The 20,612-nt window shown below is 71.3% G+C and carries 18 protein-coding genes; 10 read left to right on the forward strand and 8 right to left on the reverse strand.

Features of this window, described 5'->3' with window-relative positions; translation table 11 throughout:
- Positions 1 to 11: 11 nt before the first annotated feature.
- Positions 12 to 782, reverse strand: a complete 771-nt coding sequence (locus OG538_RS02730) for a sulfite exporter TauE/SafE family protein (RefSeq protein WP_406089753.1) — start codon at positions 780 to 782, stop codon at positions 12 to 14.
- A 127-nt stretch (positions 783 to 909) separates the two neighbouring features.
- Between OG538_RS02730 and OG538_RS02735 the strand changes: the two genes are divergently transcribed.
- The 6 genes from OG538_RS02735 (at position 910) to OG538_RS02760 (ending at position 8,444) form a co-directional block, all read left to right on the forward strand.
- Positions 910 to 2,058, forward strand: coding sequence for a substrate-binding domain-containing protein (locus OG538_RS02735; RefSeq protein ID WP_406089755.1), 1,149 nt, complete (start codon positions 910 to 912; stop codon positions 2,056 to 2,058).
- A gap of 102 nt (positions 2,059 to 2,160) precedes the next feature.
- Positions 2,161 to 3,522 carry an ABC transporter substrate-binding protein gene (locus OG538_RS02740; RefSeq protein ID WP_406089757.1) on the forward strand — a complete coding sequence of 454 codons (1,362 nt, stop codon included), beginning with the start codon at positions 2,161 to 2,163 and terminating at the stop codon, positions 3,520 to 3,522.
- Between the two features lie 74 nt (positions 3,523 to 3,596).
- Positions 3,597 to 4,592 carry a carbohydrate ABC transporter permease gene (locus OG538_RS02745; protein WP_406089759.1) on the forward strand — a complete coding sequence of 332 codons (996 nt, stop codon included), beginning with the start codon at positions 3,597 to 3,599 and terminating at the stop codon, positions 4,590 to 4,592.
- Positions 4,589 to 5,464, forward strand: a complete 876-nt coding sequence (locus tag OG538_RS02750) for a carbohydrate ABC transporter permease (RefSeq protein WP_406089761.1) — start codon at positions 4,589 to 4,591, stop codon at positions 5,462 to 5,464. The genes OG538_RS02745 and OG538_RS02750 overlap by 4 nt, the downstream gene beginning before the upstream one ends.
- A 41-nt stretch (positions 5,465 to 5,505) precedes the next feature.
- Complete coding sequence (locus OG538_RS02755) at positions 5,506 to 6,546, forward strand: hydroxyacid dehydrogenase (RefSeq protein WP_406089763.1); 1,041 nt, start codon at positions 5,506 to 5,508, stop codon at positions 6,544 to 6,546.
- The gene (locus OG538_RS02760) at positions 6,543 to 8,444 is read left to right on the forward strand and encodes a DUF2264 domain-containing protein (RefSeq protein WP_406089765.1); all 1,902 of its coding nucleotides are present in this window, start codon (positions 6,543 to 6,545) and stop codon (positions 8,442 to 8,444) included. The genes OG538_RS02755 and OG538_RS02760 overlap by 4 nt, the downstream gene beginning before the upstream one ends.
- Positions 8,445 to 8,503: 59 nt before the next feature.
- Here OG538_RS02760 and OG538_RS02765 read toward each other — a convergent pair whose 3' ends face one another.
- From OG538_RS02765 to OG538_RS02790, 6 genes are all read right to left on the reverse strand, one after another.
- The gene (locus tag OG538_RS02765; protein ID WP_406089767.1) at positions 8,504 to 9,136 is read right to left on the reverse strand and encodes a lactate utilization protein C; all 633 of its coding nucleotides are present in this window, start codon (positions 9,134 to 9,136) and stop codon (positions 8,504 to 8,506) included.
- Complete coding sequence (locus OG538_RS02770) at positions 9,133 to 10,674, reverse strand: LutB/LldF family L-lactate oxidation iron-sulfur protein (RefSeq protein WP_406089769.1); 1,542 nt, start codon at positions 10,672 to 10,674, stop codon at positions 9,133 to 9,135. The genes OG538_RS02765 and OG538_RS02770 overlap by 4 nt, the downstream gene beginning before the upstream one ends.
- Positions 10,671 to 11,438: a (Fe-S)-binding protein gene (locus tag OG538_RS02775; RefSeq protein ID WP_406089771.1), complete on the reverse strand. Its 768-nt coding sequence runs from the start codon at positions 11,436 to 11,438 to the stop codon at positions 10,671 to 10,673. Before OG538_RS02775 ends, OG538_RS02770 begins: the two co-directional genes overlap by 4 nt.
- 215 nt (positions 11,439 to 11,653) lie before the next feature.
- On the reverse strand, positions 11,654 to 12,385 hold the full coding sequence (locus OG538_RS02780; RefSeq protein WP_406089772.1) for a FadR/GntR family transcriptional regulator: 732 nt from the start codon (positions 12,383 to 12,385) through the stop codon (positions 11,654 to 11,656).
- A 187-nt stretch (positions 12,386 to 12,572) separates the two neighbouring features.
- Entirely contained in the window at positions 12,573 to 13,616 is a 1,044-nt protein-coding gene (locus OG538_RS02785; RefSeq protein WP_406089773.1) for a S66 peptidase family protein, read from the reverse strand.
- Positions 13,617 to 13,671: 55 nt separating this feature from the next.
- A complete protein-coding gene (locus tag OG538_RS02790) occupies positions 13,672 to 14,052 on the reverse strand; it encodes a DUF4440 domain-containing protein (protein ID WP_406089775.1) in 381 nt (126 codons plus the stop codon).
- Positions 14,053 to 14,807: 755 nt separating this feature from the next.
- Here OG538_RS02790 and OG538_RS02795 point away from each other — a divergent pair.
- Entirely contained in the window at positions 14,808 to 15,206 is a 399-nt protein-coding gene (locus OG538_RS02795; RefSeq protein ID WP_406089777.1) for a hypothetical protein, read from the forward strand.
- A gap of 437 nt (positions 15,207 to 15,643) precedes the next feature.
- On the opposite strand, the gene OG538_RS02800 is transcribed toward OG538_RS02795, so the two are convergent.
- Positions 15,644 to 16,384, reverse strand: a complete 741-nt coding sequence (locus tag OG538_RS02800; RefSeq protein ID WP_406089779.1) for a class I SAM-dependent methyltransferase — start codon at positions 16,382 to 16,384, stop codon at positions 15,644 to 15,646.
- 345 nt (positions 16,385 to 16,729) lie between these two features.
- Between OG538_RS02800 and OG538_RS02805 the strand changes: the two genes are divergently transcribed.
- From OG538_RS02805 to fusA, 3 genes are all read left to right on the forward strand, one after another.
- Positions 16,730 to 17,617: a DUF2510 domain-containing protein gene (locus tag OG538_RS02805; RefSeq protein WP_406089781.1), complete on the forward strand. Its 888-nt coding sequence runs from the start codon at positions 16,730 to 16,732 to the stop codon at positions 17,615 to 17,617.
- Between the two features lie 117 nt (positions 17,618 to 17,734).
- Complete coding sequence (locus OG538_RS02810) at positions 17,735 to 18,040, forward strand: hypothetical protein (RefSeq protein WP_406089783.1); 306 nt, start codon at positions 17,735 to 17,737, stop codon at positions 18,038 to 18,040.
- A 438-nt stretch (positions 18,041 to 18,478) separates the two neighbouring features.
- Positions 18,479 to 20,566 (forward strand): elongation factor G, encoded by a 2,088-nt coding sequence (gene fusA / locus OG538_RS02815; RefSeq protein ID WP_406089785.1) that lies wholly within the window; start codon positions 18,479 to 18,481, stop codon positions 20,564 to 20,566.
- The last annotated feature ends 46 nt before the right edge of the window (positions 20,567 to 20,612 follow it).

The following is a 20,612-nucleotide window of genomic DNA, read 5'->3' on the forward strand; positions in this document are numbered from 1 at the left end:
CGGGAGGGCCGCTACGGGTTCAGGAGCAGTTGCAGGCCACCCAGCACGGTGGCGCCGATGACCAGACGTTCGAAGAGCTGCTGGTTGATCCGGTCCACGCACTTCCGGCCGACCCAGGCGCCCGGGAGGACGAACAGGAGCATGCACGCGTCCAGCAGCAGTGAGCGCGCGTTGATCAGTCCGAGGCCCACGCTGAACGGCACCTTGGACGTGTTGACGATGAGGAAGAACCACGCCGACGTGCCGAGGAAGCCGAGTTTACGGAATCCCGCGGAGAGCAGATAGAGCGACATGACGGGGCCGCCCGCGTTGGCGACCATGGTGGTGAACCCGCCGAGTACCCCGTACGAGCGGGCCTTGAGGCGCTCGCCCGCGGTGGGCGGACCCGCGCCGGCCGCAGGCTCCGCGCCCGGGGCCGTGGTCCGGCGCCGCCAGAGGGTGACTCCCGCCATGAAGACCAGGATCGCGCCGATCGAGGTCCGCACGGCGGCGTCGCCCGCCCACATCATGAACAGGGTGCCCGCCACCACTCCGACGGCGACGGCGGGGAAGAGCCGGAGCAGCGTCGGCCAGTGCGCGTGACGCCGGTAGGTGAGCACGGCGAGCAGGTCGCCGGCGATGAGGATCGGAAGCAGCACTCCGGTGGACTCGCGTGCGGGCAGTACCGCCGCGAAGACCGCGAGACTGATCGTGTTGGCGCCGCTGACGGCCGTCTTGGAGAAGCCGACGAGGGCGGATGCCGCGGCCAGCGCCGCCAGTTGCCACAGTGTGAGGGTGTCCATGCCAGGGACAGATGGTAGTCCCCGTGGAATCCGGCGCATGCATGGGTCCGGGGGGCCGCATGGCTATGCTGCGCCCCAGGCGTTCACACAAAGCGTTCAAACGCACAACGCACGGGGGGCCAGCAGCATGCGGGAGCCGGTTGAACTCAGGCGTCAGCGCATTCAGGCGGTGGTGGAGTCGCGTGGCGCGGTCAAGGTCAGCGCGCTGGCCGCCGAACTGGACGTCTCCGTGGTCACGGTCCGGCGGGACGTGGAGGAACTGGCCCGTGCCGGGCGCCTGCGGCGCGGGCACGGCGTGGCCCGCCCGCTGCGCGATCCCGCCGGGCCGATGGCGGTACCCGCACCTCGGGGCAGCGACCCCGGCGGCGAGGGGGGTGCGGTCGCCCTGGTCGTTCCGGAGCGGCATTCGTACCTCTACGAGACGCTGCACGGCGCCCGGACCGTGCTGGAGGAGGCCGGGATCCGTATCGCCCTGTACCTCGCGCCGCAGTCGGCCGATGCCGAACGGCCGCTGGTGGAGCGGGCCCTGGCGGAAGGGGCGCGCGGGCTGCTGATCGCCCCCCGGTGGCGCAGCGCGCTCATCGAGGAGGACTACGGCTGGCTGGCGGACGTGGGCGTGCCGACCGTGCTGATGGAGCGCCGGCCCCGGCCGGGCGGCCCCTTGCACGCCCTGGACTCCGTCTGCTCCGATCACTGGTACGGGATCCATCTCGCGGTGGAGCACCTGGTGTCGCTCGGCCACCGCCGGATCGTGCTGGCCGCCCGTGACGACAGCCCGACGGCACGTGCCGTACGGGCCGCCTTCGCGTCCGTCGCGGCGGCCCGGCCCGAGGTGGAGGACTGGACGGTGGTGCTGAGTTCACCGGCCGCGGTCCCCGGCACCTCCGAGTCGGGGCACGCGAGCGCCGGGGCGCCCAGGGGCGAGGGGGTGCCGCTCGATCTCGCGGCGCTGCTGCGGGAGCGTGGCGCGACCGCCGCGGTGCTGCACGGCGATGTGGACGCCCTGATGCTGGTGCAGCGGCTGGCGGAGAGCGGGGTGCAGGTACCGCGGGACTGTTCGGTGGTGGCGTACGACGATGTGGTGGCGGCGCTGGGCAGCACCCCGCTGACCGCCGTGGCCCCACCCAAGACGGACGTCGGCCGGGCCGCCGCCGAACTGCTGCTGCACCGCCTGTCGGCGGCTCCCGGAGCGGCCGGCCCGGCGCGCAGGACGGAGCTGCTGCCGGCGCTGGAAGTCCGCGGATCGGCGCAGGCGGTCGCCTCCTTCCAGGACTGATCGTTTGACCGCTTTATTTTTCTTCTGATCGATCTATTGACCGCTACCGATCAGCCGATCAGGATTCCCCGTGTCTTCATTCAGGAGCCGCGGGAGGCGCCCATGCCCGGTCGACAGAGCCGTCGATCCGTGCTCGCCACGATGACCGCACTACCGCTGGCGGGTGCCCTCAGCGCTTGCAGCGGTGGCACATCGGGGCCGGACAGCACGAGCAGGACCAGCACCGTCACCAGCAAGGCCGGCCGCAGCGCCACGCGCATCACCTTCTGGTCCGCCCTGCGCGGGAGCCAGGAAGTCGTGGACGCTTTCAACCGGACCCACGACACGATCCAGGTGGAGTTCCAGCAGATCCCCTCCGGACCCCAGGGTGGGTACGCGAAACTCAGCAACGCCTCCCGGGCCGGCAACGCCCCGGACGTCGCAACGATCGAGTACCCCCAGCTCCCCGGGTTCGCCATCGACGGCGTCGCCCTGGAGCTCACGGACCTGGTGAGCGACTCACTGCGGTCCAAGCTGCTGCCGCAGGCACTGGGCCTGACCACCTTCGACAAGCGCGTGTTCAGCCTTCCGCTGGACGTCGAGCCGATGGTGATGCATTACCGCACCGACCTCTTCGACCGGTACGGACTCGACGTCCCGCGTACCTGGGACGAGTTCGAGGAGGCGTCCCGCACCGTGCGCCGCAAGGCGCCCGGCCGGCGGCTGACGGCCTTCGCCACGGACGGCGGGTCGCAGTTCGCCGCGTTCGCCTGGCAGGCCGGTGCCCAGTGGTTCGACACCGACGGCGGTGCCTGGAACGTCTCGCTGGCCGACGAGCCGAGCCGCCGCGTGGCGGCGTACTGGCAGCGGATGATCGACCAGGACCTGGTCTCCATGACCCCCGTGGACAGCAGGCAGTACGACGCCCTGCTCAGTTCCGACAAGATCCTGGTCCGGCTCAGCGGCGCCTGGGACGCCGGGGCGCAGATGAAGGCCCGCCCCGGCCAGAAGGGCAAGTGGGCCGTTGCGCCACTCCCCCAGTGGAACGCGGGGGACGCGGCGGTCGGTACCCACGGCGGCTCGACCTTCGCGGTCACGAAGGACAGTGAGCACCCCGAGGCCGCGCTGGAGTTCATCGCGTGGCAGGTCTCGCACCCCGACGCCCTGCGGGCCCGGCTCTCCAGCGGGGCCAGCAGCCAGTACCCGGCCGCACCCGGCCTCGTCTCCGTCGGCCGCGAGGCCTTCGACCGCGCCTACTACAGCGGCCAGGACATCTACACCCTCTTCGAGCAGGAGGCGCACAAGATCCGGGACGGCTGGATCTGGGGGCCGCGGATGAGCGCCACACAGAAGGTCATGCAGGACGGTTTCGCCCGGGTGGCCGGCGGCCAGGGCTCGGTGCTCGAGTCCGTGCGCGCGGCCCAGCGTGGCACCATGCCCGACCTCAGGGCACTGGGCCTGTCCACCACCGAGCACAGCAGCTGAGCCGTGCACCGTCCCCCATCCCAGCAGCCGTGCTCCCTCCCCCCTCCCCACAGCAGAGAGGCAGGTGACTTCCGATGACCAGCCCCGTCACCACGGCGGCTTCCGCCCCCGCGGGCGTTTCCACGACGGCACCGGCGTCCGGCACGCCCCCGCGCACCACCCGGAAGTCGGCCCGACGCCGTGAACTCGGCGCGGCCGGCGCCCTGATGACCCCCTTCTTCATCCTGATGGTGACGGTCTTCCTGATCCCGGTCGGGACCGCCGTCTGGCTCAGCTTCTTCAGCGACGACCAGCCGGGGCTCGGCTTCGGACCGGAGCGCACGGTCTTCGTCGGCCTGCGCAGCTACGCCGCGGTGCTGACGGACCCGACGTTCATGAGCGGGCTGGGTACCGTCGTCCTGTACTGCGTGATCTACATCCCGCTGATGGTGATCGGCGCGCTCGCGCTGGCCCTGCTGCTGGACTCCGGCGTGATCCGGCTGCGCTCCTGGGCGCAGCTCGGGCTCTTCCTGCCGCACGCCGTGCCGGGGATCATCGCCGCCATCATCTGGCTCTACCTCTACACACCGGGGCTGAGCCCGGTGATCGACCTGCTCGGCAAGGCGGACATCACGATCGACTTCCTCGGTGTGCACACGGTGGTGCCGTCGATCGTGAACATCGCCCTGTGGAGCAATCTCGGCTACAACATGGTCGTCTTCTACGCCGCCCTGCAGGCCGTGCCGCGCGAGATCATCGAGGCGTCCGTCGTCGACGGCGCGGGCCCCGTCCGCACCGCCCTCCAGATCAAGACGCCGCTCGTGCGTTCGTCGGTCGTGATGGTCGCCCTCTTCACCCTGATCTTCGCGCTCCAGCTGTTCACCGAGCCGATGCTGCTGAGCCAGTCGACCCCGATGATCAGCTCGCGCTTCTCGCCCAGCATGTACATCTACGACGCCGCGTTCACCCGCAACAACTACGGCCTGGCCGCGGCCGCCTCGGTCGTCCTGCTGGTCTGCACGATCGCGCTCTCCTACGGAGTGACCCGCTGGACCAACCGCTCCGGCGCCGCCGAGGAGGACACCCGATGAGCGCGACCGCTCCCGCCCGCACCGCCGCCGCCCTGCGGCCCCGGCTCCTGGGCCGCTCCGTCGTCAATCTGGTCGTCGGCATCTCCGTGCTGTACACGCTGCTGCCGGTGCTGTGGCTGGTACTCGCCGCGTCCAAGGACCGGGACGCGCTGTTCGGCAGCGACGTCCTCTCGCTCGACCACTTCTCGTTCGCGCAGAACCTCAGGGACCTCTTCGCGATGGACGGCGGGCTGTACACGCGGTGGTACGGCAACAGCCTGCTGTACGCCGTCCTCGGTGCCGCGCTCGGTGCGCTGATCAGCATCGCCTGCGGCTACGCCTTCGACAAGTACCGCTTCGCGCACAAGGAGAAGCTGTTCGGCCTGGTGCTCGCCGCGGTGATGGTGCCGCAGACCGTGCTGGCGCTGCCGCTCTATCTGATGGCGTCGGGCACCGGGCTGGTGAACACGTTCTGGTCGGTCTTCATACCGGTGCTCTTCAACCCGTTCGGCGTGTATCTCGGCCGGATCTTCAGCCAGGGCTACGTGCCGAACGAGGTGCTCGAAGCGGCCCGCGTGGACGGGGCCGGCGAGCTGACCACGTACTTCCGCGTCGCGCTGCGGATGCTCGGCCCCGGCCTGGTCACCGTGTTCCTCTTCCAGCTCACCGCCATCTGGAACAACTTCTTCCTGCCGATGGTGATGCTCTCGGATCAGGACCTCTATCCCGTCAGCCTCGGCCTGTACACGTGGAACAGCGCCGCCACCGTCTCGCCCGAGTACTACCCCGTGGTGATCATGGGTTCGCTGCTCGCCGTCCTGCCGTTGATCCTCGCCTTCGCGCTGCTCCAGCGGTTCTGGAAGTCGGGGCTCACCGCGGGCGCCGTCAAATAGCAATCCTCGCAGCCCGTTTCCGCCCCCCGACCAGGAGCAAGATGACCGGCACCTCCCCCCTCACACCTGTCGCGGGACGACGGCCGCGCGCCGCCGTCGCCATGCAGCCGGGCACCGCGGCCGCCCTGCTGAACGCGCCCTCGCTGGCCGCGCTCGCGCAGGCGTGCGACCTCGCGCCCCTGCCCGTGCTCGACGACTTCACCACCGACCGGGCCCGCGACGTGCTCGCGGACACGGAGCTCCTCATCACCGGCTGGGGCTGCCCGCCCCTGGACGCGGCGGTGCTCGCCGCCGCGCCCCGGCTGCGAGCGGTCGTGCACACCGCGGGAAGTGTCCGCGGGCACATCACCGACGCCTGCTGGGAGCGCGGCATCGAGGTGTCCTCGGCCGCGGCCGCCAACGCGCTCCCGGTCGCGGAGTACACCGTCGCGATGATCCTGCTCTCCGGCAAGCGGGTCCTGGAACGGGCCCGCGACTACCGGTCCGAGCGCCGGCGCGACAACTGGCTGACCACGTCGCCGGTCGTGGGCAACTACGGCCGGACCGTGGGCGTCCTGTCCGCCTCGCTCATCGGACGCCGGGTCATCGAGCTGCTACGCCCCTACGACCTGCGGGTGCTGCTGCACGATCCGTACGTCTCCGACGCGGAGGCGGCCGAGCTCGGCGTCCGGCCCGTCGGGCTCGGCGAACTCTTCGCGCGGAGCGATCTGGTGAGCGTGCACACGCCGCTGCTGCCCGCCACCCACGGACTCGTCAGCCGCGAACTGCTCATGTCCATGCGCCCGGACGCGGTGCTCCTCAACACCTCGCGGGGCGCCGTCGTCGACCAGGAAGCGCTCGTCGACGTGCTCGCGCTGGACCGCATCCGGGCGGTCCTGGACGTCACCGACCCTGACGCCCTGCCGGCCGGCCACCCCCTGTGGGAGTGCGAGAACGCCCTGATCACCCCGCATCTGGCCGGGTCCCAGGGCAACGAGTGGCAGCGGCTCGTCGACCTGGCGGTGGGCGAGACCGAACGCTGGGCCGCGGGCGACGGCTTCGCCCATCCCGTACGACGCGAAAGGCTGGCCTACCTCGCATGACCGATCCGCACCCCAACTCCCCGCTGGAGCTTCCGGGCGACGACCGCACCGTCAGCCCCATCACCGGCTACACCCGCGCGCACTGGGAGGCGGCTGCCGACGGGCTGCTCAAGGCCGCCTGGCAGTGGGCCACCCCCGGCAGCGCGCTCCTGGACCTGCCGGGGCGCCCCTCCTCGTCCGGGGTCCGTTCCGACGGTCTGGAGGGCTACGCGCGCACCTTCCTCGCCGCCGCGTTCCGGGTCGCGGGCGCGGACGGCAAGGACCCGCACGGCTGGCTCGAACGGTACGCGGACGGGCTCGCGGCCGGTACCCGTACGCCGGGCCGGGACGACGCGGAGTCCTGGCCGCTGATCCTCGACCACACCGTCTTCGGCCAGCCCATGGTGGAGTCGGCCTCGGTCGCCATCGGGCTGCGGCTCACCCGGCCGTGGCTCTGGGACCGCCTGGACCCGGCCGTGCAGGACCGCGCCGAACAGTGGCTGCGCGGCGCCCTGCGCCACACCCCCGCACCGAACAACTGGTACCTGTTCCCCTACTCGGTGGCCGGTTTCCTGGAGTCGGTGGGCCGCGGTGACGCGGAGACGGCGCGGGCCCGCGAGCGGGCGCAGGACCTGATGGAGGGCTGGTACCGCGGTCAGGGCTGGTACGCCGACGGCGACGGACGTGCCTTCGACCACTACAACGGCTGGGCGCTGCACCTCTACCCCGTCCTCGACGCCCATCTCTCCGGCGACGCCGAACTGTCCGCGCACTACGGGGCGCGGCTGCGCGAGCACCTGGAGGGCTTCGCGCTGCTGTTCGGCGGGGACGGTGCTCCGATCCACTTCGGACGGTCGCTCACCTACCGGTTCGCGGCCGGTGCCGCGGTGGGCCTGGGCGCACTCACCGGAGACACCCCCCTCACACCGGGCGCGTCCCGCCGGGTGATCAGCGGATCACTGCGCTACTTCCTGGACCGTGGCGCGACCGGCACGGACGGTCTGCTGAACCTGGGCTGGCACGGCCCGCACGAGGCGACGCTCCAGCCGTACTCGGCGCCTGCCTCCCCCTACTGGGCGTCCAAGGCCTTCGTGTCCCTCCTGGCCCCCGCGGACCACCCGTTGTGGACGGCCACCGAGGCACCGGCGCCGAGCGAGGGACCTGACCGGGTGCTCGCGCTCCCCGCGCCGGGGCTGCTCGTCCAGTCGACACAGGCGGACGGCATCGTACGGCTGCACAACCACGGAAGCGACCACGTCCGGCCGCACGAGGGCGAGTCGGCGGTGGCGGACGATCCGCTGTACAGCCGCCAGGCGTACTCGACCGTCACCGGTCCCACCGCACGGGCGAACACGGCGGACAACCACCTGGCCGTGGTCGTCGCCGGAGCCCGCAGCGGTCGCCGCGTCATCCGCCCGCTGGGAGCGGGCGGGGGCGACGGCTGGGGCTGGGCGGCGTCCTGGCACCGTCCGGTGTTCCTGGACGGGGCGCCGATGGTGCCGGGGCTGCGGGTGGAGAGCGTGACGGTCGTCCGCGGCCGGTACGAACTCCGGGTGCACCGGGTGCTCGGTGCCCCGACCGGCGCCCGCGTGGAGCAGACCGGCTGGGCGACGGGCGCCGGGTCATCGGTGACGTCCGCGCTGCACGGTCTGCACGGCTGGGAGTCGCGGGACGAGGTACGCGCCCCGCAGGGGACGGCGTACACGCGCTGGGCGCTGATGCCCCGGCTGGGCGCGGACGCGGAGGGCACCTCGGTGCTGGTGGCGCTCGCCTCGCTGAGCGCGGAGCCGGACGCGGACGCGCTCGACGCGGTGGTGAGCGGGGTGAACGTCGACGGGGACACCGTCGAGGTGTGCTGGGCCGAGGACTCGGCGACGACCCGGATCGCCTTCGGCCCGGTGACGGTCACGCACGGGTGACGGCTCGGACGGGGGTGCGCCCGCGCACCCCCGTCTCTCCCGCTGCGCGTCCCGTCCCGTTACGCGTCCGTGCGGATCACGACGGCGAGGGTCCGCGGGCCGTGCACGCCCTCGACCCGCTCGAGTTCGATGTCGGACGTGGCCGAGGGGCCGCTGATCAGGGTCGTGGGCCGCTCCGGTACCAGCCGGGTCACCGCCTCCGGTACGCCCACCTCCACCGTCGACAGATCGACGACGCAGACGTGGAGGTCCGGCACGAGGGACAGGGCCCGGCGCCCCTGGCCGGACGAACCGTCCAGGAAGATCGTGCCGGTCTCGGCGCAGCTGACGGCCGAGGCCGTGACGACTCCGTCGAGGGCGTCCAGCCGCGGTGCCGGGATGTCGGCCGAGTCCTGCTGGACTTCGCCGTCGTAGGCGGTCAGCCACTGCGGGTCGAGGCCGGCGGGCACGCCGATCCGGCGGGCGCCGCGCTCGCGCAGCACCGCGGCGACGACCTCGGCCGTGCGATCGGCGGTGCAGGGGTGGACCTGCGCCTTGTAGTCGAGGAGCCGGTCGGTGAACAGCGCCAGGCGCTCCTCGTCGGGGAGGGTGCGCCCGGTGCGGTAGTGGCGCGGGACCGAGGTGTCTGCGGCGGGGGCCAGAGCCAGGGCGTCCCGGACGCGGCCGAGCACTGTTTCGCGAGCGGTCGTCACTTCTCCTCCTCCTGCCGGTGGTTCTGCCCGTACTCGTCGGCGGCGGCCCGCAGGGTCGCCGCGCCCTCGGCCGAGGCCAGCCAGGAGCGGAACGTCTCCGTGGGCGGGGCCGGGGTGTCGCGGCTGTCGCTCCAGCCGTTGAACGGTGGCGGCAGATGCGAGATCTTGCCGTTCCGTCCGGCGATGATGCGGCCCAGGCCGGAGGCCTTCTGCGCGGCCGTGAACAGCTTCGGGCTCTTCATCACTCCGGCCGCCGCCTTCATGGCGAGCTTCTCGGCCGTGGTGCCGGACTGCTCGGTGTGCTGGTGACGCAGCTCGACCAGCAGCGAGGGAATGTCGATCTTGACCGGACAGGCGTCGAAGCAGGCGCCGCACAGACTGGAGGCGAAGGGCAGCGAGCTGTTGGGATCGTCCTTGGCCGCGTGCATGCCGGCGAGCTGCGGGGTGAGTACGGCGCCGATCGGCCCGGGGTACGTCGATCCGTAGGCGTGGCCGCCGGCGCGTTCGTACACCGGGCAGACGTTGAGACAGGCCGAGCAGCGGATGCAGTTGAGTGCCTCGCGGCCGATCCTGTCGGCGAGGGTGGCGGTGCGTCCGTTGTCGAGCAGCACCAGGTGGAAGGTCTGCGGCCCGTCGCCGGGGGTGACTCCGGTCCACATCGAGGTGTACGGGTTCATCCGCTCGCCGGTGGAGGAACGCGGCAGCAACTGGAGGAAGACCTCCAGGTCCTGGTAGCGCGGCAGCACCTTCTCGATGCCCATGACCGTGATCAGGGTGTCGGGCAGGGTCAGGCACATGCGGCCGTTGCCCTCCGACTCGACGACGGACAGGGTGCCGGTCTCGGCGATGCCGAAGTTCGCCCCGGAGACGGCGACCTTCGTCGTCATGAACTTCTCGCGCAGATAGGTGCGGGCCGCGGCGGTCAGGTGTGCGGGGACGTTGTCCAGGGACGGGTCCACGCCCGGGATCTCCTTGAGGAAGATCTCCCGGATCTCGTCGCGGTTGCGGTGGATGGCCGGCACCAGGATGTGCGAGGGCTTGTCGTGCGCGAGCTGCACGATGAGCTCGGCGAGGTCCGTCTCGTACGGGGTGATGCCGATCGATTCGAGGTGCTCGTTGAGGCCGATCTCCTGGGTGGCCATCGACTTGACCTTGATGACCTCCTTGCTGCCGGTCTCCTTGACCAGCCGCGCGACGATCTCGTTGGCCTCCCCGCCGTCCCGCGCCCAGTGCACGGCGCCGCCGCGCTCGGTGACCTTGCGCTCCAACTCCTCCAGGAGTTCGGGGAGCCGGTTCATGGTGTCGGTCTTGATGGCCGATCCCGCGTCGCGCAGCTCCTCCCAGTCGGGGACCTCACCGGTGACCTTCAGGCGTTTACCGCGGATCGTGCGGGTGGCCCTGCCGAGGTTGCGGCGCAGTTGTTCGTTGCCCAGGTCATCGTGAGCGGCCGCGGGGAACTTCCGGTCACCGCGCAGATTTCCCGTCCCGTACGGGGAGCGGGGCGGCGTCGCGGGCATGCCGAGAAAGGTGCTGCTCATCGGGCGGCCTCCGTCAGGACGTGCGGCGCGGTGCGGGTGGACGAGAGGATCTGGGCCAGGTGCAGGGTGCGGGTGCCGGATTCGATCCGGGAGAGCCCACCGCCGATGTGCATCAGACAGGACGAGTCGCCGGCGGTGCAGACGGCGGCGTCCGTGGCGGCGATGTGGCGCATCTTGTCCTGGAGCATCGCGGTCGACGTGTCGGCGTTCTTCACCGCGAAGGTGCCGCCGAAACCGCAGCAGGCATCGGCCTCGGGCAGTTCGACCAGGTCGATGGAGTCGACGGCCCGCAGCAGACGCAGCGGTTTGTCGCCGACCCGGAGCATGCGCAGCGAGTGGCACGTGGGGTGGTACGTGACGCGGTGCGGGAAGTACGCGCCGACGTCGGTGGCGTCCAGTACGTCGACGAGAAACTCCGACAGCTCGTACGTCTTGGCCTTCACCGTGGCGACGCCCGAACGCAGCGCGGCGTCCCCGTAGCGTTCGGCGATCATCTCGTGCTGGTGGCGGACCGAGCCGGCGCAGGAGCCCGACGGCATGACGACGGCATCGATGGAGGAGTCACCGAACTGCTCGGCGAAGTTGCGCACCAGCGGGACCGGTTCGCGCTGGTAGCCGGTGTTGACGTGCATCTGTCCGCAGCAGGTCTGCCCCGGCGGGAACACCACGTCGTGGCCCAGGCGGGCCAGCAGCACCGCCGTGGATTTCACCGCCTCCGGGAAGAGCGTGTCTCCCAGGCAGGTGGCGAAGAGTCCGATACGCATGGGTCTCCCCGATCAATTCTCTGCGTGCTGTTCCGTACCCAGGAGGGCGCGAGGTTCCGTGCCCAGTAGGTGCCACTCAGTGCGTGCTATGGTCCGACCATACTATCCTCCAGCCGGAACCCGGTAGAGGGCGGCACGGACACAGCCCGTACGCGCATACGCAAAAGCCGCCGTGACGCCCCCGGAAGGGGCACCACGACGGCTGGGGTCAGGATTCAGGCGGTGGTCTTGTCGTCGACCAGCTTTCCGTGCAGCCCCCGGATGTGCGCCTCGACCACGTCCGCGGCACGCGCACCCTCGCCCGCCCGCACCAGGCGGAGCAGTTCGGTGTGGTCGGCGTTGAGTGCGGCGGCTGTGGCCGGCCAGTCCTCGGCGGCCTCCAGGGCGCGAAGGATCAGTGGCCGGACCGACTCGCGGACGGCGGAGGTGAGCGTGGACGTCAGCTCGTTGCCGGAACTGCGGGCGAACTGGACGTGGAAGCGGGTGTCCAGGTCGTTGAACTCGGGCACGTCGACGCCCGGCTCCCCCATCCGTACGAGCAGCGCCTCGGCCTCGTCCAGATCCTCTGCGGACGCGTGCCGCGCGGCTGCCTCGAAGCTGGACCGCTCCAGGATGACGCGCGCCTCCAGTACGTCCTCCAGGCTGTAGCTGCCGAGGGCGAAGTGCAGCCGGAGCAGTCGCCCGAGCGCGTCGTCGGGGTTGCGGACGATGCGCGCCCCGGCGTCCGGGCCCCGGCCCGGCTGGGCCACCAGGACGCCGATGGTCTCCAGCACCCGCAGCGCCTCGCGCAGGGCCGAGCGGCTGACCCCGAGGACCGGAGCGAGCTCCCGTTCGGGCGGCAACCGGTCACCGGCCTTGAGGTCACCGGCGAACACCCGCTGCTCGATGCTCTGGAGCACCAGTTCATGTGTCCGCGACTGCCGCACGGGCTGCCATTCGACGGGCACCTGCCACCCCCTGCCGGCCGGAGCCGTTCCGTTACTCGCACGTTTCCGAATCTCCCACTATGTCACACACTGCATGTGGTCAGACCAGAACGTGTTCCGCAGAAGTGGGCCGGCCGCCCTACGGCCTTCCGTCCCGTCCTGCCGGACCCCGCGAGCCCGGCGTGATCCGCACGAGAGGACCCAGCACCTAGTAGGTCACCACGATCCGGCGGGCCACACCGTCCACGCGAATCTGCCCGCCGTACGGGATGACCAGCTGCGGGTCCGTGTGGCCGAGGTCCACGTCGAAGACGGCCATTGTCTCGGGGGCGTACTCGTTCAGGGCGCGGAGCACGGCCTCGCGCTGCTCCTCGCGGTACCGCACCCCGTCGACGTCGCCGAGCGGGCGCTCGAAGGACCAGTTCTTGGCCCGGCCCATCAGCAGCGCGGGGAACCGGCGCAGAAGCCCGCGCTCCCCCATGCTCCGCAGGATCCAGTACACCTCGTCGGCGCGCGGCATGTCCTCGGAGGTTTCGAGGAACAGCACCCGGCCCTCGTACTCCGCCGCCGGACGGATCTCCCGGTCGGCCATGAGCAGCCAGGAGAGGATCTCCAGATTGCCGCCCCAGCTCGCCCCCTGCACCACTCGACCGGCGTTGTGCCAGGTCCAGTCGTCGGCGGGCAGCAGATCCGGTTCACGGTCGAAGGTCCGCGGGTCCTCCCAGGGGCTGTTGACACTGCCGGTCTCCTTCGCCCGGGCCAGTTCGTGGTCCCCGCGGGTGAACAGGGCCGCCCGCAGCGAGTCGGCGGTCAGGGAGTGCATCGCGCCGGGGCGTCCGAGCTCGACCATCACCGAACCGCCGTGGTAGCCGACGATGCCGAGGCTGTCGAGGAACACCAGCAGGTTGGTGTTGTCGCTGTAGCCGAAGAAGGGCTTCGGGTTGGCGCGCAGCAGTTCACCGTCCAGATGAGGCAACACGGTGATCTGGTCGTCCCCGCCGATGCTGGAGATGACCGCCTTGACCGTCGGGTCGGCGAAGGCCGCGTGGATGTCGGCCGCACGCTCCTGCGGAGTCGAGCCCATCTTCCGGGTCGCCGCGTACTCGACGGGCTCCAGCCCGAAGTCCTCGCGGAGCCTGCGCAGGCCCAGTTCGTACGGCAGCGGAAGGATGCCGGGGAGACCGGACGAAGGAGACAGCACGGCAACGCGGTCGCCGGGCCGGGGCTTGGATGGGTATCGGGGTGCCGTCATCCGATGAGCCTAATAAGCCGCCTGCCGACTGTCCGCCGGATATTCGCCGGGCGGGCTACGACGACGGGTCGGCCGGCGTGCCCTGGTGGAAGTACAGCCGCCAGCCCGCGTGCGACTGCCGCCAGATCGAACTGCGCCTGACGCGGCGCCCGTTGACCTCGGAAATGAACGTCAGGTGGACGAGGCCCGGAGCCGGCATCACTCCGGACATCTCGGTGGCGATGGTCGGGGCGGAGGCGTTCTCGTCGCCGGCGGAGGTGACGGCCAGGATCGACGCCCTGTCGTAGCGCCGCCCCGATGCCCCGAACTCGATGAACTCCGGATCGAGGAGTTCGGTCACCGCTTCGGGTGACGCCCGCACACTCGGATCGAGCAGCCGCAGTTCCCCCTCGATGGCTGCCCTCACGGCCCGTTCCTCTTCATCGCTTCCACTCATGCGCAGACCTTAGTGGTCGGCTGCGGAAGTCCTGCGGGGGTTGACACCGGACCCGTTGCCGCGAGAAGCGATTGGTCAGATTTCAGGCCTGGCAAGGTAGAGGCTGCAGGCCCGTCCAGGATTCCCTCTCGGCCGCCGGCGAAACCGCCCGTGGGCAAGATGGTGTCTACGTACCTGTCGCTGCTGGTGAGGCAGGAGGCGAAGCCCCAAGTGCTGGTGGGTTCGGCCCCTACTTCCGTCGAGGTCTTGGAACCCGCTTGGTTCGTGGTGACAGGTGGTCGAGGGCGGAGCGGTATCAGCTTTCAGTCCGCGCCTGTTCCGGTGGGACGGTCGCGGAGAGGGCGTGCAGATCGTCGAAGGCTTGGAGGAGGTGCTCGTCCAAGTCTGTGACGGGTCGTCGATCCAGGCTTGGGCGGCGTGGTGGAAGGCAGCCCAGCCGGTTTGTGCGGCCAGGCCGGCCAGCCGGTCGGGGACATCGCGCTGACGTAGCGCCTCTGCCACGGCTTCGGTGAGGGCCGCGGCCTTGGCCAGGTCACGCTCTCGCAGGGCCGGCGTCTTGGCGATGACCGCTAGCCGTGGTTCGGAGAAGGGGCGGTTGTCTTCAAGGATCCGTCCGGCTTTCCGGAAGGCGTACAGCAGAACGCCGAGTGGTTGCAGGCCGTCGGGGGCGTCGGCGACCTCCTGCATCAGAGCGCGCGAGCGTGGTCCGCCTCGCTCCTACCGTCCACGGCCCCGAAGATCACGGCTTCATCCCCATGCTCATCGCCACCACGCGAAGGACCGGCGTCTCGGCCTACGTCGGCGACGGCGCCAACCGGTGGCCCGCAGTGCACCGGCTCGACGCCGCGGTCCTGTTCCGCCTCGCCCTGGAGAAGGCCCGTGCGGGGAGCGTGCTGCACGGAGTAGCCGAGAGCGGCGTCACCATGAAGAGCATCGCGCAGACCATCGCCCGGGGCCTGGACCTGCCCACGGTCTCGCTGACCCCCGACGAGGCTGCCGGGCACTACGCCAGCCCGTTCATGGCCAAGATCTACGGCTTCGACGCGCCCGTCTCCAGCACTCACACACAGGATCTGCTGGGCTGGTCTCCCACCCGTCCGACGCTTCTCGATGACCTGGAGCACGGCGACTACTTGGCCACGCCGGCCTCCTGACCCCCTCACACCCATCCGAACTCCCGTCGTCGGTGTCCTCGGGGGCGTCCGGGTCGTGCAGAGGCCGCAGTCCCTGGCGGGGACCGACGCCTGTCCGACAGCCGGTTCGCCGTCACACAGGCGAACCGGCGCGGTGACGGACGCCTAGACCCGCGGGCTGGGGCCAGGAGGCGCGGGCGGCCAGCTGGGTGAAGGAGGGACTTGGTCGGCCCCGGCGCGGGGCCACTCCAGCGCCCGGATCGCCCGGGAGACGGGCTGCACCTGGACACGGTACGTCGGTGGCGAGGCCGGTTCTCCCCGGGCGGCCTCGCCGGCCCTGGCCGACGCCGGACGCTCCCGGCGCCCCGCCCGGTTCACTCCGGTGCAGGTCGCCGAGACCAGGGCCTGGCCTGCCAGTGAGGACGCGACCGCCCCGCTCGCACGACCATTCCCGGGCGTCAGGCCAGTACCAGCAGGTCCATCCAGCTGACGGCCGGCCGGTCCGGCTCCGCGGCCGCTGCCTGGCGCAGCCGCCCCAGCCCGCGTTCGAACTCCTCGTCGTCTATTCCGCGGAGTTTCGCGTCGGTCTCCCGCCGTATCCGATCGGCGAAGGCGGCCAGGTTCGGCGCGCTCTCCTGCGGCACGGCGTGCAGGGCGACGCGCGAGAAGCCCGCAGTGGCGAACGCGGCGCAGGTCTCCTCCACACTCGGGTAGCGGTCGACGATGCGCTCGGCCCCGGGGAAGAACCGCACCCTCAGATCACGGGCGCACCGGCCGGGGAACGAGTTACGGACGAGCACCGGGGCGCCGGGCTTCAGGACCCTGCGCAGTTCCCGGGCGGCGGCCGGCAGGTCATCGATGTGGTGGACGACCGAGCCCAGCCAGGCCGCGTCCGCGCAGCGGTCCGGCACCGGCAGCGCTTCGGCCCGACCGTCCAGCGCCTCGATGTCCGCGGTCCGCGGGATCAGCGCCCGCATGGCCGCGGCCGGCTCCACCGCCAGCACCCGCACGCCGAACCAGTCGGCGAACGCGGAGGCGAATCCCCCGGTGCCCGCTCCGACGTCGACCACGGTCGCTCCCGGCACCAGGGCGACCTCGGCCGCCACCGCGGCGCGCCACGCGGTGAGTCCGTCGCGCGGTATCTCCCGGGCGAGCCGGTACTCCTCGGCGAACCGGCGGTCGGCAGCGGTCGCTTCCATGGGTCCTCGCTCCTGCCGTGGTCGGCCGGGCGGGCCCCTGTCGCGCCGCCCGCCACGCGGCGGATGCTAGCGAGCCGCCCACCAGTTGTCTAGACCAAGTATCCGGATTGCGGCCCCGGTTCCGCAGACTCCGGCTCGGTGAACGAGCCGAGCCTGGCTCCACGCGGCCGAACCGGCCGGTGCCCGGGCACCTTCGTGACCAGGCATCAACAGCAGTGCGCCAGGCAGAATGTTGAAGTCATTGATCAAAGAAACCGTCCCGAGCCGCCCCAAGCCCCCCATCTCGGACAGCCGGGGCCCATGCGGTTCATAGGATTCTCACGCAGCCCGGCTACGGTGGCTGCCGTGACGCAGACGAGCCCGCCCGGCTGGCATCCAGACCCCGGGTACACAGGATTTGGCCCCATCCAGGAACGCTGGTGGGACGGCAGTCAGTGGACCGACCAGCTCCGGGTCCCGCCGGCCACGCTCCGCAGCCGACGGATACGCATCGGTGCCGGTATCACCGCGGCGGTGGTGGTTCTCGCCGCCATCGGCGGCGGTGTGTACCTGCTGACGGACGATTCCGGCACGACCGGGAACTCCGCCACCGCCCCGTCCGCATCGCCGTCCCCGGCCCCCAGCCGTCAGCCCGGCGCACCGGGCGGCGGCGGAGGCAACGGCGGCGAACGGACCCCCGGGCAGCAGCCCCAGGCCGAGGACGGCTACGCGACGGACATGGCCAGTGGCATCAGCATCCCGGTCCCCGACGGCTGGACGGGCGAGTCGGGCATGGGTGCCGGCGTGACCACGGGGACGTACACCTGCCCCGGCGCCGGCGGGGAGAAGTGCGTGCGCGGCGGAGTGTTCTCCGTCCCGGCCGCCGCACTGAAGCTGACCACCAGGACCGCGAAGGCCACGGCCGAGAAGGACATCGCGGCCAATGCCGAGGAGTCGTACGGCGAGAAGATCTACGGCGGCATCACCTCGCACGAGCAGTTGAAGTCCGAGACGGTCACGGTGGCCGGTCAGCAGGGCTACCGGGTGCGCTGGAAGGTGGTCACGAAGGACGGCGACGACGGGTACGTCGAGTCCCTGGCTTTCCCCTCACCGCAGGCCGAGGACATGCTGATCGTCGTGCGCTCCGGCTTCGACATCAATCCCAAGGCACCCGGTCTGTCCGTGCTGGACGACATCACCAAGGGCATCAAGGCCGCCTCGGGCATGGGCTCCGGCCCGGGCACCAACGCGTAGGGAGTGCTCCGAAGGTCCCCTGTACGGGACGCCGCACGGCCCGGGTGAGTACCCGGGCCGTGCGCTCTGAGTACGTCACCCGATCCCGCACCGCTCGGCCGTTGCTGGAATGGGGTCATGGCTCCCGACGCACCGCGCCCCCGCATCCAGCAGATGACCAGCACCGGCACCACGCTGGCCGTCACCTTCGCCCCTCTGGTGATCGGGGTCCTGCTGGCCCGCACTGCCATGACCATGGACCCGTTGACGCAGGTGAACGCACTGATCACCCGCACCGGGCACGGGCCGGGCGTCTCGCCGGCCGAGTGGCGCGGCTGCGGCAGAAGTGCGCTGCGCCGGTGCAGGACATGGACGCCGCGCTCGCGGCGCGGTGTGCACCGCGCCGCGAGCGCGGTGCGCGCCGTCGCCCGGCCGGGGCGGTAACCCTCAGGACCGGCCGGGTGCCCGGCTCCGCGGAGCCGGTCCGTGGGGTCCGTCGCCGCCCACCTTCACGGCAAGTCCGCCAAAACCGCTTCCCCCACCCGCGCCCCGTTCCCTAGACTCGCCACGAACCCGCGCCCCGGCACTCCGCCGCGGCGCGCCCGCCGTGATCACCGAGGGGAGACCTGCCGTGCGCTACCGCACCGCTGTCGTCGTTCCCCTGTCGCGGTACGAGGTGATCCTGGTGTCTACCTCCGCCCGGCGTCGGCTGCGCGGCCGGCCCCGGACACCCGAGACGAACACCTGATCCCTGTCCGCATCGTGACGGACCGTCCCTGCGCTTCGCGCCGTGGACGGAAGGGTTCCGCGGCACCCCTGTGCGGGCCGCTTCGTCCGGGCATCGCGCCGTCTTCTTCCGGATCATCCGAGAGGCCACGGACCGTGCGTACCGAACAGCACCACCAACTCACCAGCCCGCTCACCGACGTTCGCAATCTGGGCATCCTCGCCCACGTCGACGCGGGCAAGACCACCGTCACCGAACGGATCCTCTACGCCACCGGCACCACCCACAAGCGCGGCGAGGTGCACGACGGGACGACCATCACCGACTTCGACTCCCAGGAACGCGACCGCGGCATCACCATCTTCGCCGCCGCCGTGAGCTGTACCTGGGCGGGCCACCGGATCAACCTGATCGACACCCCGGGCCATGTCGACTTCGCCGACGAGGTCGAGCGGTCACTGCGGGTGCTGGACGGCGCGATCGCCGTGTTCGACGCTGTGGCCGGCGTGGAGCCGCAGAGCGAGTCCGTGTGGCGCCAGGCCGACCGGCACGCCGTGCCGCGCATGGCGTTCGTCAACAAGCTCGACCGGGCCGGCGCCGACCTCGACACGGCGGTCGCCTCGATCCGGGAGCGGCTGCACACGATCCCGCTGGTGGTCCAGCTGCCGATCGGTCAGGAGGAGCGCTTCTGCGGAGTGGTGGACCTGCTCCGCATGCGGGCGCTCGTCTGGGCAGACAGCGGCGACACGTACGAGGAAGGGGACGTACCTGCTGAGCTGCGGGACGAGGCGCAGCGGCGCAGGCGGCTGCTGGAGGAGACGGTGGCGGAGCTCCACCCGGCCGCGCTGGAGGAGTTCTGCGCCCGGTCCGGGCTTTCCGAGCGGACGCTGGCCGGGGCGCTGCGTGATCTGACCCGTACCGGTGAGGGTGTCGTGGTGCTCTGCGGTTCGGCCTACCGCAATCGCGGTGTCGAACCGCTGCTGGAGGCCGTCGTGGCGTATCTGCCCTCCCCGTTGGACGTGCCGCCCGTGCGGGGCACGCTCGGCGACGCGGTGCAGGAGCGGGCTGCCGATCCGGCGGCGCCGTTCGCTGCACTCGCGTTCAAGGTCAACGCGACCGCGACGGGCCGGCTGACCTATCTGCGGGTGTACTCGGGAACGATCAGGAAGGGGGAGACGGTGCTGGACGTCGGTGCGCGGCGCAACGAACGCATCGGCCGGATCCTGCGGGTGCAGGCGGACCGTCATGTCGACGTGGACGTGGCGGTGGCCGGTGACATCGTCGCGGTCATCGGCCCCAAGGCCGTCCGCGCCGGTGCCACCCTGAGCGCGCCGGAAGCCCCCCTGGTCCTGGAGCCGGCCTCGGTGGCCGATCCGGTCGTGTCAGTGGCGGTCGAGGCAACCCGGAACACCGACACGGAACGGCTGATGGCGGCACTCGTGCGACTGGTCGAGGAGGATCCGTCACTCGCGGTGCGGACGGACTCCGAGACGGGGCAGACGGTGCTCTCCGGCATGGGCGAGCTGCATCTGGAGGTGGCCGCGGAGAAGATCCGCCGCGCCCACGGGCTGGAACTGCGGGTCGGCCGGCCTCAGGTCGCCTACCGGGAGACGGTCACCCGCGGGGTGTCCGGTCTGGTCTACCGCCATGTCAAACAGGACGGCGGGGCCGGGCAGTTCGCCCATGTGGTCATCGACGTCGAGCCGTGGGAAGGAGACCCCGACGACAGCGGTGGCCAGGGCGCGGTGGACTTCGCGTTCCGATCGGCGGTCGTCGGTGGGCGGGTTCCGCAGGAGTACGTCCGGGCGGTCGAGGCCGGCTGCCGGGACGCGCTGGGGGAAGGTCCCATCGGCGGGCATCCGGTGACCGGGGTGCGGGTGACGCTGACCGATGGCGCCACCCATCCGAAGGATTCGTCGGAGATGGCGTTCCGTACCGCTGGACGGTTCGCCCTGCGTGAGGCGCTGCGCTCCAGTGCCATGGTGCTGCTGGAACCGGTGGTGGAGGTCACGGCGACGGTGCCCGACGAGGCCGTCGGCGGGGTGCTCGGCGATCTGGCCGCGCGGCGCGGGCGGGTATCGGGCTCCACCGCTCGGGCCGGCTCCGCCGTGATCACCGCGACCGTGCCACTGGCCGAACTCTTCGGCTATGCGACGCGGCTGCGCAGCCGTACACAGGGCCGGGGCACTTTCACCACCCGGGCCACCGGGTACGCCCCGGCACCGGCCACGGTGTCCGGTTAGCCCACGGGGCCGGTCCCACCCGTCAGGGGGTGGGGCCGGCCCCGTG

Origin of the sequence: Streptomyces sp. NBC_01013, assembly GCF_045162765.1 — a bacterium.
Taxonomy (GTDB): Bacteria; Actinomycetota; Actinomycetes; order Streptomycetales; family Streptomycetaceae; genus Streptomyces.